The organism is Micromonospora terminaliae (assembly GCF_009671205.1).
Taxonomy (GTDB): Bacteria; Actinomycetota; Actinomycetes; order Mycobacteriales; family Micromonosporaceae; genus Micromonospora; species Micromonospora terminaliae.
On record NZ_CP045309.1, the window covers coordinates 5,758,065 to 5,770,436 of the forward strand.

At 72.8% G+C, this 12,372-nt stretch carries 13 protein-coding genes; 9 read left to right on the plus strand and 4 right to left on the minus strand.

What is annotated here, in order from left to right; translation table 11 throughout:
- Nucleotides 1-5 precede the first annotated feature (5 nt).
- On the plus strand, nt 6-755 hold the full coding sequence (locus GCE86_RS26570) for a 2-phosphosulfolactate phosphatase (protein WP_154229433.1): 750 nt from the start codon (nt 6-8) through the stop codon (nt 753-755).
- 87 nt (nt 756-842) lie between these two features.
- Here GCE86_RS26570 and GCE86_RS26575 read toward each other — a convergent pair whose 3' ends face one another.
- A complete protein-coding gene (locus tag GCE86_RS26575; RefSeq protein ID WP_154229434.1) occupies nt 843-2,867 on the minus strand; it encodes a carboxypeptidase-like regulatory domain-containing protein in 2,025 nt (674 codons plus the stop codon).
- A 158-nt stretch (nt 2,868-3,025) separates the two neighbouring features.
- Between GCE86_RS26575 and GCE86_RS26580 the strand changes: the two genes are divergently transcribed.
- The 5 genes from GCE86_RS26580 to amcA all read left to right on the plus strand — a co-directional run bounded on the left by GCE86_RS26580 (nt 3,026) and on the right by amcA (nt 7,776).
- Nucleotides 3,026-3,379, plus strand: a complete 354-nt coding sequence (locus GCE86_RS26580) for a sterol carrier family protein (protein ID WP_154229435.1) — start codon at nt 3,026-3,028, stop codon at nt 3,377-3,379.
- Between the two features lie 169 nt (nt 3,380-3,548).
- Nucleotides 3,549-5,132, plus strand: coding sequence for an amidophosphoribosyltransferase (gene purF / locus GCE86_RS26585; RefSeq protein WP_154229436.1), 1,584 nt, complete (start codon nt 3,549-3,551; stop codon nt 5,130-5,132).
- Nucleotides 5,133-5,188: 56 nt separating this feature from the next.
- Nucleotides 5,189-6,343 (plus strand): phosphoribosylformylglycinamidine cyclo-ligase, encoded by a 1,155-nt coding sequence (gene purM / locus GCE86_RS26590; protein ID WP_154229437.1) that lies wholly within the window; start codon nt 5,189-5,191, stop codon nt 6,341-6,343.
- Between the two features lie 124 nt (nt 6,344-6,467).
- Nucleotides 6,468-7,571: a cyclophane-forming radical SAM peptide maturase AmcB gene (gene amcB, locus GCE86_RS26595; RefSeq protein WP_204341744.1), complete on the plus strand. Its 1,104-nt coding sequence runs from the start codon at nt 6,468-6,470 to the stop codon at nt 7,569-7,571.
- Nucleotides 7,540-7,776, plus strand: a complete 237-nt coding sequence (gene amcA, locus GCE86_RS26600; RefSeq protein ID WP_154229439.1) for a multiple cyclophane-containing RiPP AmcA — start codon at nt 7,540-7,542, stop codon at nt 7,774-7,776. The genes amcB and amcA overlap by 32 nt, the downstream gene beginning before the upstream one ends.
- 142 nt (nt 7,777-7,918) lie before the next feature.
- Here the strand turns inward: amcA and GCE86_RS26605 are convergent, their stop codons facing one another.
- On the minus strand, nt 7,919-8,137 hold the full coding sequence (locus GCE86_RS26605; RefSeq protein ID WP_091315761.1) for a DUF3073 domain-containing protein: 219 nt from the start codon (nt 8,135-8,137) through the stop codon (nt 7,919-7,921).
- Between the two features lie 303 nt (nt 8,138-8,440).
- Nucleotides 8,441-9,523 (minus strand): Glu/Leu/Phe/Val family dehydrogenase, encoded by a 1,083-nt coding sequence (locus tag GCE86_RS26610; protein ID WP_154229440.1) that lies wholly within the window; start codon nt 9,521-9,523, stop codon nt 8,441-8,443.
- A gap of 173 nt (nt 9,524-9,696) precedes the next feature.
- Between GCE86_RS26610 and GCE86_RS26615 the strand changes: the two genes are divergently transcribed.
- A complete protein-coding gene (locus tag GCE86_RS26615; RefSeq protein ID WP_154229441.1) occupies nt 9,697-10,536 on the plus strand; it encodes a DUF8083 family protein in 840 nt (279 codons plus the stop codon).
- Nucleotides 10,537-10,792: 256 nt separating this feature from the next.
- Nucleotides 10,793-11,002: a BldC family transcriptional regulator gene (locus tag GCE86_RS26620; protein WP_007073996.1), complete on the plus strand. Its 210-nt coding sequence runs from the start codon at nt 10,793-10,795 to the stop codon at nt 11,000-11,002.
- Nucleotides 11,003-11,091: 89 nt separating this feature from the next.
- Here the strand turns inward: GCE86_RS26620 and GCE86_RS26625 are convergent, their stop codons facing one another.
- On the minus strand, nt 11,092-11,469 hold the full coding sequence (locus tag GCE86_RS26625; protein ID WP_091264305.1) for a PPOX class F420-dependent oxidoreductase: 378 nt from the start codon (nt 11,467-11,469) through the stop codon (nt 11,092-11,094).
- Between the two features lie 113 nt (nt 11,470-11,582).
- On the opposite strand from GCE86_RS26625, the gene GCE86_RS26630 reads away from it, so the two are divergent.
- Entirely contained in the window at nt 11,583-12,359 is a 777-nt protein-coding gene (locus GCE86_RS26630; RefSeq protein ID WP_154229442.1) for a class I SAM-dependent methyltransferase, read from the plus strand.
- Nucleotides 12,360-12,372 lie beyond the last annotated feature (13 nt).

The following is a 12,372-nucleotide window of genomic DNA, read 5'->3' on the forward strand; positions in this document are numbered from 1 at the left end:
AGGCCTTGGCCGTCTTCGCCCAACCCGGCTCCGGCGCCCGGTTCGACTGGGGGCTGAGCGGGGCCGCGGAACTGGGCCGGGTCTGCGCCGCCCTGGTGGTGGTGGACGTGCTCTCGTTCACCACCGCCGTGGAGGTGGCGGTCAGCCGCGGCATGCGGGTGCACCCGTTCCCGTGGGGTGAGCAGGCGGCCGACTACGCCCGCCGGGTCGGGGCCGTCGCGGCGGTCGGCCGCCGCAGGACGACCCCGGAACACCCGTGGTCGCTCTCCCCGGCGGCGCTGCGGGCCGCGCCGGTCGTCGCCGACCTGGTGCTGCCCTCGCCGAACGGCTCGGCCATCAGCGCCGCCGCGAGCGCCACCGGCGTGCCGGTGGTCGCGGCGTGCCTGCGTAACGCGGCTGCCGTCGGGCGCTGGCTCCGGGCCCAGGGGTACGGCTCGACCGACGCCCCGGTGGGTGTCGTGGCCGCCGGTGAACGCTGGCCGGACGGCTCGCTGCGCCCCGGCGTGGAGGACCAGCTCGGCGCGGCCAGCGTGCTGGACGCCCTCTCCGGCGTCCCCGGCGGGCTCTCCGTGGAGGCGGCCATGGCCCTCGCCGCGCTGGCCAGCACGCCCGACGTGGCGGCGGCGGTGCGCGGCTGCGTCTCCGGCCGGGAACTCGCCGAGGGCGGCTTCGCCGAGGATGTCGCCGTCGCCGTCGAACTCGGCGTCTCCGACGTGGTGCCGGTGCTGCGCCAGGGCTACTTCGCCGCCGCCTGACGCGGCGTCCTCCTGCGCGAAGTGGCCGCCCGGCTCAGCCGGGCGGCCACTCTCGTCGTGCTCGGTGGGGCACTCGTGCCCCGGTCGTCAGTCGTCCAGCCAGTCCAGGCGGCGACCGCCACGGTCCTGCGGGGCGTCCGGCCGGCCCCGGCCGGCCTCGGCCGGGTCGGCGTAGTAGCCGCCCTGGTCGTAGCCCTGGTTGTCGTAGCCGCCGCGCTGCTGGGGCGGCTGCTCCTGGCCGTAGCCGCCCGGCTGACCGTAGCCACCCTGCTGCGGAGACTGGCCGTAACCGTCGCCGCCGCCGTAGCCGCCGCGCTGGTCGTAACCGTCGTAGCCGCCCTGCTGGCCGCCGTCGTACCCGCCCTGCTGGCGGCCGTCGTAACCGCCCTGGCGGTTGTCGTGGCCGCCCGCCGGGCCGCTGTCGTAGCCGCCGCCGCTCGGGCCGTCGTAGCCGCCACCTCGACCGTCGTAGCCGCCGGCCGGGCCGTTGTCGTAGCCGCCCGCGGAGCCGTTGTCGTAGCCGCCGCCCGGGGCGCCGTAACCGCCAGCCGCGCCGTAGCCGTTGCCGCCCTGCTCCGGGCCGCGCCCGTACTGGGCCTGGCCGGGCTGGTCGTAGCCCCGGCCCTGGTCCGGCTGGTAGGTACTGGTCGGGTAGGGGTCGGCCGGCGGGGCGTACTGGGTGCCGTCACCGGTGTAGCGGCCGGTGGGCTCGTCGTAGCGCTCGTTGCCGTAGCCGCCAGCCTGGGCGGGCGGGTAGCCGGCGGCGCCGGCGCCGTAGTCCGGGCCACCGTAGCCGCCGCCCGAGGAGGGGGCGTTGCCGTAGCCGTTGTTGCCGGGGCCGTAGCCGCCCTGGCCGGGGGCCCCGTCGCCGTAGCCGTTGCCCGCCCAGCCGGCCGGGCCGGCCCCGGCGCCGTACGCGGGCCCGGGGGGCGCGCCGTACGGGTCCGGCGGGACGTCGTCCACGACCGGGCGGTGCATCATGGTCGGCGCGTCGCTGAGCGAGTTGCCGCCGACCATGGTCGGCGCCGCCCCGGCGCCCATGCCGTTCACCACGCGGGTCTGGTCGTCCGCGCCCCGGTAGGCGCCCCGGGCGCCCGGCACCGCGCCGGCCGCTCCCACAGGGCCACCGGGACCGGTCGGCCCGTCCGGGCCGTCACCGTCGCCGTCCTCGTTCTTACGCCGCATGTAGAGCAGCACGATGGTGCCGACGCCCACGGCGACGAAGAGGCCGCCGAGCAGGATCAGCAGCCAGGAGCCGAAGCCGCCGGAGTCCTCGTTGGCGGCCGGCTGCTGGGCGGCGGGCGCCTCGCTGGCCGGCTCGTCGGTGGCCTCGTCGGTCGCCTCCTCGCTCGGCAGCGCCTCTTCACTGGCCGACGCGGTGGGGCTCGGGCTGGCCTCGACCTGGACCGGCACGCTGATCCGCTGCCCGGTCACCGACTGGCCGGCGGCGGCGTTGAAGGACTTGGTCCCGATCTTGCCGTCCTTGTTCGCGCCCAGGTCGATCCGACCGGGCGCGATCGGGTCCGAGGCCGAGCCGCTGAAGCGGAAGTTGCCGCTACCGTCCGTGCTGGTCTGGCGCTGCGTGCCCCGGCTGTCCCGGAGCATCACCACCGCGCCGGTCACCGGGTCGCCGTTGGCCGAGGCGACCACCTTGCCGGAGATCGACTTCACCGTCTGGGTCTCGGGAGGTGGCGCCTTGGCGACCAGGGTCACCGTGACGGTGGCGGTCTCCTGCTCCTTGTTCGGCCCGTTGGAGTCCTCCGCCTTGATCGTGATCGTGGCGGAGCCGTTCGGCGCGTCGCCAGCAGCGCGCAAAGTGGCGTCGAACGTGCCGTTCTGGTTCACGCGGCCCCGGGAGCAGCCGTCGACGCAGGTGAGCTTCGGGTTACTGGACGTAACCGAGATGTCGGCGCTGGACAGCGGGTCGGTGAAGTTGAGGCTGTAGGTCACCTTGACGGAACCGCCGGCCTCCACCGAGTTCGGCGAGGCGGACACGTTGCCGATGTTCGGGGCCGCCAGGGCGGGTGTGGCGGGGACGGTGAGCAGCGCGCCGAAGACCAGCGCCACGACCACACCGGCCCGCTGCTTCCAGGCACGTCGGTGTGTTGACACGTCCACCGCCTTCCGGGTCTGATCTCCCCGCCGGCCGGTCCGGCCGGGTGATCACTCACGGTACGAATACGCCGTCGGCAACTATGCCTTGTCCGGGCGGGCTATCTCTACCCAGGGCCAGCGTCGAGCGGGATGCTGCCGGGTCGTATCGTCCCGTCGTGTCCTCTCCGCACACTTATTCCGCCGCGGTTGCGGCAACGTTGACGGCGCTGGACGAGGGGCGTACGCCCGATCGACCGGTGTACCGGGAGGCGGTCCGTACCCTCTTGGCCACCCTCGCGGAGCGCGCCCCCGGCCGATCGGTGGAGGTGCGGGTTCCACCCTACGGCGCGGTGCAGTGCGTGGCGGGGCCGCGACACACCCGTGGAACACCACCGAACGTGGTGGAAATGGACCCGGCCACCTGGGTGGCGCTGGCCACCGGCCGCCTCGGCTGGGCGGAGGCCGTCACCGAGGGTCGCGTACGCGTGTCCGGCACCCGGGCGGACCTCTCCGAGCATCTTCCGCTCTAGCAGCGGCGACACAACTTCTCACAATCACGCACAGCGGGCGGATCGTGACTGTCGGTATCGACCGCTGTTCGCGTACACTGTGAGGCGACCACGGTCCCGGCCCACTGTGCGGAGCTTGCCCCCCGACCTCCGCCAGGCCAGTCCAGACCCCAGCAAGAGGGAGCGGCAGGTGCCCCGAGGCGATGGCCGGCTGAGCCACGACCTTGATCCCCAGCGACCCGGCCCCCAGGACGCGTGCGGCGTCTTCGGTGTCTGGGCGCCCGGGGAGGAGGTCGCGAACCTGACCTACTTCGGGCTCTACGCCCTCCAGCACCGCGGCCAGGAGGCCGCGGGCATCGCGGTGAGCGACGGATCGGGCGTGGTGGTCTACAAGGACCTCGGCCTGGTCGCCCAGGTCTTCGACGAGCCGACCCTGGCGAGCCTGCGCGGCCACGTGGCGATCGGGCACGCGCGCTACTCGACCACCGGCGGGTCGACCTGGGAGAACGCCCAGCCGACCATCCGGGCCACCAGCGCCGGCACCACGATCGCGCTGGCCCACAACGGCAACCTGGTCAACACCGCCGAGCTCCAGCGCGAGGTGGCCGAGCGGGGCCTGGACTCCGACGGCTCGACCAACGACACCTCGCTGGTCACCATGCTGCTGGCCGGTCGGCCCGACCTCTCGGTCGAGGCGGCGGCCCTGGAGGTGCTGCCCCAGCTGCGCGGCGCGTTCAGCTTCGTCTTCATGGACGAGTCGACCCTCTACGCCGCCCGTGACCCGCACGGGGTCCGCCCGCTGGTGCTCGGCCGGCTGGAGCGCGGCTGGGTCGTGGCGAGCGAGACCGCGGCGCTGGACATCGTCGGCGCGAGCGTGGTGCGCGAGGTGGAGCCGGGCGAGCTGATCGCCATCGACGAGGACGGGCTGCGGTCCAGCCGGTTCGCCGCGCCGGAGCCCAAGGGCTGCCTCTTCGAGTACGTGTACATCGCCCGCCCGGACGCCACCATCGCGGGGCGGAACGTGCACTCCGCCCGCGTGCAGATCGGCCGCCAGCTCGCCAGGGAGCACCCGGTCGAGGCCGACCTGGTCATCCCGGTGCCGGAGTCCGGCACCCCGGCCGCGATCGGCTACGCCGAGGAGTCCGGCATCACCTACGGCCAGGGCCTCATGAAGAACCCGTACGTCGGGCGCACCTTCATCCAGCCTTCGCAGACCCTGCGCCAGCTCGGCATCCGGCTCAAGCTCAACCCGCTGCGGGAGAACGTCCGCGGCAAGCGCCTCGTGGTGGTGGACGACTCGATCGTCCGCGGCAACACCCAGCGGGCCATCGTGCGGATGCTGCGTGAGGCGGGGGCGCTGGAGGTCCACGTCCGGATCTCGTCCCCGCCGGTCCGCTGGCCCTGCTTCTACGGGATCGACTTCGCCACCCGGGCCGAGCTGCTGGCCAACGGGCTGGACAACGAGGGCATCCGGCGGTCGATCGGGGCCGACACGCTGGGCTACGTCTCGCTCCCCGGTCTCATCGCCGCGACCGAGCAGCCGAAGACCCGGCTCTGCCGGGCGTGCTTCGACGGGGAATACCCGATCGAGCTGCCGGCCGGGAACCTGATCGGCAAGCACGTGCTCGAAGGGGTGGGCCGGCGGGTCGCCGCCGAGGCGTCCGAGCCCACCGCCCCACTGAGCGACGACTTCAGCTCGGCGCGCCTGACGCCGCGCCCCGACCTGAAGCCGTCGGCCGCCACTCCGGGCGGCGCAGCCACCCACCGCCCGTAGCACCACCGACGCGGAACGGCCCACCGGCCGGCCCGCGGGAACCAAAGGGGAGAACCGTGACCCACGTGTCCGAGCGCAGCGGCGCAGGATCCAGCCCGACGGGCGCCGGCGGCGACCGCCAGCCCTGGTCGGCCGGGACCGGCCGTACGCAGCGCAAACGCTCGGTCTCGTACGCCGACGCCGGGGTGTCGATCGACGCGGGCGACCGCGCGGTCGAGCTGCTGAAGTCCAAGGTCCGGCAGACCCGGCGGCCGGAGGTCATGGGTGACCTGGGCGGCTTCGCCGGCCTGTTCCGGCTGGACACGAAGAAGTACAAGAACCCGATTCTGGCCTCTTCGACCGACGGTGTCGGCACCAAGCTGGTGATCGCCCAGCAGCTCGACATCCACGACACGGTCGGCATCGACCTGGTCGCCATGGTGGTCGACGACCTGGTGGCGTGCGGCGCCGAGCCGCTGTTCCTGCTCGACTACATCGCCACCGGCGAGGTCGTGCCGGACAAGGTCGCCGAGATCGGCGCGGGCATCGCCGACGGCTGCCGCTACGCCGGCTGCGCCCTGTTGGGCGGCGAGACCGCCGAGCACCCGGGCGTCCTTCGTCCGGACGAGTACGACATCTCCGCGACCGGCGTCGGCGTGGTCGAGGAGAGCGACATTCTCAGCTCGGAGCGGGTCGAGGTGGGCGACGTCGTGATCGCGATGCGCTCCTCGGGCCTGCACTCCAACGGCTACTCGCTGGTCCGGCACGTGCTGCTGGGCGCCGGCCGGATGCGGCTGGACGTGGTGATCGAGGACTTCGGCCGCCAGCGCACCCTCGGCGAGGAGCTGCTCACCCCCACCAAGATCTACGCGCAGGACTGCCTCAAGCTGATCGCCGAGGCCGAGGTGCGGGCGCTGGCCCACGTCACCGGCGGCGGCATCCCGGGCAACCTGGTCCGGATCCTGCCCGAGCACGTCGACGCGGTGGTCAACCGCTCCACCTGGAAGCCGCAGCCGATCTTCGACCTGATCCAGTCCAAGGGCCGGATCGAGGACCCGGAGATGGAGGCGACGTTCAACATGGGCGTCGGCATGTTCGCCATCGTCTCCGCCGAGGACGCCGACCGTGCGCTGGCGACCCTGACCGGGCGCGGCGTCGACGCCTGGCAGGCCGGCGAAATCATCGAGGGATCCGGCAACGTGCAGATGATCGGGCAGCACACCCGCGGGTGATCACTCTCTGGTGATCATCCGGGCACCTGATCGGGGGTTCACCCGAGTGGCCACCGCCGCCTAGCCTGAGGGGCAGTTCAGGCTAGGCGGGGGAGGGTTGATGGCTGCGCGCACGCACACCGGAATGCGGGGCCTCGCCGCCGTCCCCTCGTACGTGGTGATGCAGCCGACCACGCTCTGCAACCTCGACTGCGTCTACTGCTACCTGCCGCTGCGGGCGGTGGACAAGCGGATGCCCGTGGCGGTCGCCGAGGCGGTGGCGGCGGCGGTGAACCCCTGGGCGGCCGCCGGTCGCTTCTCGGTGGTCTGGCACGGCGGTGAGCCGCTCGCGGCCGGCCAGGAGCACCTGGCCGCCCTGCTGGCCCCGTTCGGGCCGGAGGTGGAGCACCACGTCCAGACCAACGCCACGCTGATCGACGACGCCTGGTGCGCGTTCTTCGCCGAGCACGGGATCCGGGTCAGCGTGAGCGTGGACGGCCCCCGGGACCGCAACGGCGAGCGGGTCACCCGGGGCGGGCGGCCGGCGTACGACCGGATCCTGGCCGGGGTGGCGGCGCTGCGCCGGCACGGGCTGCCGTTCTCGGCGCTGGCCGTGGTCTCCCGCCCGGAGGCGGGGCTGGCCACCGAGCTCTACGACTACTTCCTCGACCTCGGCTGCGACGTGCTGGGGATCAACATCGAGGAGACCGAGGGCGTCAACACCCGCACCAACGCCCGGGACGCGGCCGCGGTGACCGGCTTCTGGGCGGAACTGGTGGGCGCCTGGCGCCGGGACCCGCGGATCCACCTGCGCGAGGTCGAGTGGTCGCTGCGCTACGCGGGCGCCGTTCTGGCCGGCACGGCGGACGACGTGCTGCCCCGCCGGCTCGACCCGATCCCCACGGTCGCCCAGGACGGCTCGGTGGTGGTGCTCTCGCCGGAGCTGGCCGGCTTCACCGACCCGCGCTACGGCGACTTCAGCAGCGGTAACGTGCTGACCACGCCGCTGGCGGAGATCCTGGCCGGTGCCGGGCGCACACCCTGGGTGGGCGAGTTCCTCGCCGGCGTGGAGGCGTGCCGGTCGTCCTGCCCCTACTTCGGCTTCTGCGGCGGCGGCCACGCGGCCAACCGCTACTTCGAGCTGGGGCGTTTCGACGGTACGGAGACCGAGCACTGCCGCAACAGCAAGATCCGCCTACTGGAGGGAGTGTTGGAGCATGCCCGAGACCACGAGTCACCGGCAGTCTGAGCGCGTCGAAGGAGCCGAGCCCGATCCGGTCGCGGACCGGGTGCGGGAAGCCGCCGTCGGCCTGGCCGCACTTCTCCACGAGGCCGAGGCCGCGCGCCTGCTGCGGGCGGAGGTGTCGGGCGGCGACGGTGCCAGCGCGGTGTGCGCCTGGAACCACTTCGAGAACATCCCGACGTTCTACAACTGGAACAACCGGCCCCGCTGAGGGCACGCGCCCGCGATCAGGGGCCCGCCGGTCGGCCGGATCGGCTCCGGGACGGCGTGGCCCCTGATCGTCGGTGCGACGCTTGGAAGGGCACATGCGTGAGCACGCGGGGAGTCACCGCGTGCTCAGATGCGACCGGAGGTCAGCGGGTCGGACGGACCCAGGTGTCCGGGTCGTCGTCCGCGTGATCCTCATCATCGTCGTCGACATACTCTTTGTAGTCGTCGTCGAAGTGCTGCTCAGACTTCCCACCAGCACCCGCCAACTCGCGCTGCAAGGCGGTGAGGTCGGTGTTCGGGGAGTGGTACTTCAACTCCCGGGCCACCTTCGTCTGCTTGGCCTTAGCACGGCCGCGCCCCATGGCTCGACCCCCTCGCACAGAATGCGGGGCAGCCCGAAGGCGGGCCCCGATGACGTCAGGCATCTCTCGTGGCTCTTACGGTACATGGGGATGCCACCGTTCGGCACCTCGGGTTACCGTCAACCGGCCCTGCGCGTCGCAGTGATCCGGCCGTCACAAAGTGTACCCGGTAAGGAGCGGGCGGCGGGACCGGCCGTGACAGCGGTCAAATCGCCACGAAGCACCCCAATGGCCAGCTTAACCCCGCTGCCGGCCACGCCGCGGCCCGGGGGCGGAGCCGTGTGACCCGCCCCCGGGTGACGCTCAGCGCAGGTGGATCGTGCGGAGCCGGCCGACCTCGGCCATCCGGCGCTCGGCGAGCCGGTCCGCGGCCACCGCCGGCGGGACGCCCTCGTCGTCGGCGAGGCGCAGGATCTCCCGGGTGGTGTCGAAGATCCGGGTGGCCCGCAGCTTGGCGCGCTCGAAGTTGAAGCCCTCGATCTCGTCGGCGACCTGGATCACGCCGCCGGCGTTCACCACGTAGTCCGGCGTGTAGAGGATGCCGCGGTCGGCGAGGACCTTCTCGATGCCGGCGTGGGCGAGCTGGTTGTTGGCCGCTCCCGCGACCACCTTCGCGCGCAGCACCGGCACGGTGTCGTCGTTCAGCGCGCCGCCCAGAGCGCACGGGGCGTACACGTCGATGTCGGAGGCGACGAGGGCCGCGGTGTCGTCGACCAGGGTGACCTGCGGGTGGGTGGCGCGCACCCACTCCAGGGCCTTCGGGTTGACGTCGGTCGCCACGACCTCGGCGCCGTCCTCCAGGAGGTGGCCGGTCAGGTACTTGCCGACCTTGCCGAGGCCGGCCACGCCGACCCGCCGGCCGGCCAGCGTCGGGCTGCCCCAGACGTGCTCGGCGGCGGCCCGCATGCCCTGGAAGACGCCCCAGGCGGTGAGGACCGAGGAGTCGCCGGCACCGCCGTGCTCCACGCTGCGGCCGGTGACGTAGCGCGTCTCCCGGGCGATCACGTCCATGTCGGCGACGTAGGTGCCGACGTCGCAGGCGGTGTAGTAGCGCCCGGCCAGGGACTCCACGAAGCGGCCGTAGGCGCGCAGCAGCGCCTCGCTCTTGATCTGCTCCGGGTCACCCCAGATGACCGCCTTGCCGCCGCCGAGGTCGAGGCCGGCCAGGGCGTTCTTGTACGCCATGCCGCGCGAGAGGTCGAGCACGTCCGCGAGGGCGGCCTCCTCGTCGGCGTACGGGTAGAACCGGGTGCCGCCGAGCGCGGGGCCCAGCGCGGTGGAGTAGATCCCGATGATCGCCTTGAGCCCGGACTGCTTGTCCTGGCAGAACACGACCTGTTCGTGACCGGTGGATCCCGGGTCGTCGGTGCTGGCGAATACGCCCATGGCTGGCTCCTGTGTCGGTGTGCGTCCTTGTGGGGCGCGGACCTGTTGGTACGCCGGCGGGATGGTGCCGGTGCTGCTGAGCCTAATATCGGCCGCAGCCGTACTGTCGCGCACGTCACGGGGCCTCGTGGCGGCGGCTTCGGGGAAGTCCCGTCTCGTGGGAGGATCGCGCCGTGCCGTCGCTCTTCGCTTCATACCTGCGCGTGTACGAGCCGCTGACCGCCTTCGATCGCGACCGCCAGTCGTTCTGGCGCCGCTACGTCGACGAGGGCCGCGCGGTCGCCCCGCTGGAGGGGCCGGTCCGGCAGCGGACCGCGGTGATCGAGGCGCTGGGCGCGGGCTGGACCCGGCTGCCCGACCTGCCCGACGAGGCGTACGTCCTGGAGACCGACGACACGCTGCTGGTCTGCCCCTGGAACCTGCGGATCCGGGTCGCCGAGGCGGCGCTGAGCGCCCGGGACGGGGTGCCCTCGGTGCTGGCCGACGCGTTCGTCCCGCCGGTCCTGGCCGGCCAGGCGAAGGTCGTGGTGGAGGACTGGCGCAGCGGGGCGCGGGTGCTGGAGCACGGCGTGCCCCGGGTGCACGAGCAGATCGCCACGTGGGGTGTGCCGCTGCGCTGGTTCGTGCTCTTCGACCCGCAGGAGCGGCACCTGGTGACCGAGCCGGAGCGGCGGGCGCTGCGCTACCGGACGGAGATCTCCAAGGCGCGCCGCCGCTCGTCCCGGGCGTTGTCGGTGCTGCGCAAGTCGGTCGGCGAGGCCCCGATCACCGAGGCGGTCGAGGAGGCCGCCCGCTGGCTGGAGGAGTTCCACCCGCGTTCGGTGGTGGAGCTGGACTACGGCGGCCTGGTGCAGCTGCTGCCCGACGACACGCTCGCCGCCGACGACTCGACCGAGCTGGTCGCGGCCGGGTTGGCCGGGCTCTCCCGGGGCGAGGCGGAGGACGCCTCGGCGGCGTACGACAAGCTGGTCGCCCGGTGGCGCGCCGTGCAGCTGCTGGAGCGCTGCAACTAGGGCCGGGTTTGCCCGGGTTGAGGCATCTCGATGCGAGAGTGTCTCGTAGTTGACGCATCACGACCCGTGATCATGAGTCCCATTAAGGTACTTTCTGCGGCGTAAAAGTCGTAAAAATCGGGCATGGTTCATCCGTCCGTCTAGGGACCTTCATCCGTTCGGCCCATGTCGGACATCGGGGACTAGCCGGACCATGGGAGACGCGTCGGCCGGCGGGACCCCGGCCGATGTCTATACATGTGGAGGAGTGACCCCGATGGCATCGCGAACGCACGAACCAGAGCCGCTACTCACACCGGCCGAGGTGGCGTCGATGTTCCGTGTCGACCCGAAGACGGTGACCCGGTGGGCCAAGGCTGGCAAGCTCAGCGCCATCCGGACCCTGGGCGGCCACCGCCGCTACCGCGAGTCGGAGGTTCGGGCCCTGCTGCAGGGGCAGATTCCCCAGCAGCGTCAGGGGGACTGAGACCCGGACGTTTCTCAGGCGTTCCGAGCAGGGGCGGTGGGACGTCGCGACAGCGACGATCCGCCGCCCTCAATCGTTTCCGGGGCCGCTCAGTCGAGCACGATGCGCAGGCCCACGGTGCCGGCCTCGCCCCGGCGCAGCCGGCTGCCCAGCAGGCTCAGCCGGCCGATCAACCGGTACTTCTGCTTGAGCAGGCCCCGGATCCGCCGCGTCGACTCCGGGCCGCTGATCGTGGCGTGCCCCGGCACCGCCTCGCCGTGCGGCCGGCCGCGCACGTCGCACGGCGCCACCGTGACCCGGCCGTCGCGCCGGATCCGCTTCACCTTGCCGGAGTCCGACACCGTCCAGACCGCCAGCGCCTCGCCGTCGCGTACCGCCCACACCGGAGTCGGCACCGCCCGCCCGTCCTTGCGGAACGTGGTGAGCAGCACGTACTTCTCCGCCGCCAGGCGATCCAGGTCTGTCACGCCGCTCAGGATACGGCCGCGACAGCCAGGTGGAGCCCGGATAGCGTCATCGCCGTGAGCGCGAGGAGTGAGCCGGGTCTGCGAGCCCCGCAGCCGCGAACAGAGACAGCGCAGTGAACGGGGAACCGACGATCGGCGACGTGTTCGGGGAGATGATCCGCGACGCGTACGCGGTCCGCACCGGGATCGGGCCCCGGCCCCTGGTCGGCGGGCGGCTGCCCCGGCCGGTCATCGAGATCATCGAACGCGACGACGGGCTGGTCAACGGGGCCCCCGCCGAGCACTATCTGGACCCGCCGGAGCACTGGCAGCCGTACGACCACCGGGCCGTGAACCGGGTGCACGGGCGGGTGCTCGACATCGGCGTCGGGGCCGGCCGGATCGCGTTGCACCTGCAGGAGCGCGGCGTGCCGGTCACCGGGCTGGACACCTCGGCCGGGGCGCTGCGGGTCAGCCGGCACCGGGGCGTACGCGACCTGGTGCTCGGCTCCGTGGACGAGCACGTCGCCGACGGCCGGCGGTACGACACGTTCCTGCTGCTCGGCAACAACCTGGGGCTGTTCGAGGGACGGGAGCGGGCCCCCGCGCTGCTGGCCGCGCTCGCCGCGCTGGCCCGCCCCGGCGCGCAGATCATCGCCCACGGCACCGACCCGTACGGCACCACCGACCCGGTGCACACCGGCTACCACGAGTTGAACCGGCGGCGGGGTCGGCTCGGCGGGCAGCTCCGGCTGCGGCTGCGCTACCGGCTGCTCGGCACCGAGTGGTTCGACTATCTGGTGTGCTCGGTCGAGGAGTTCGCCGAGCTGGTCCACGGCTCGCCGTGGCGACTGGCCGACGTGGACGACCGGGACCACCCGTACTACCTGGCCACGCTGCGACTGGCCTGAGGCCGGCGGGCAC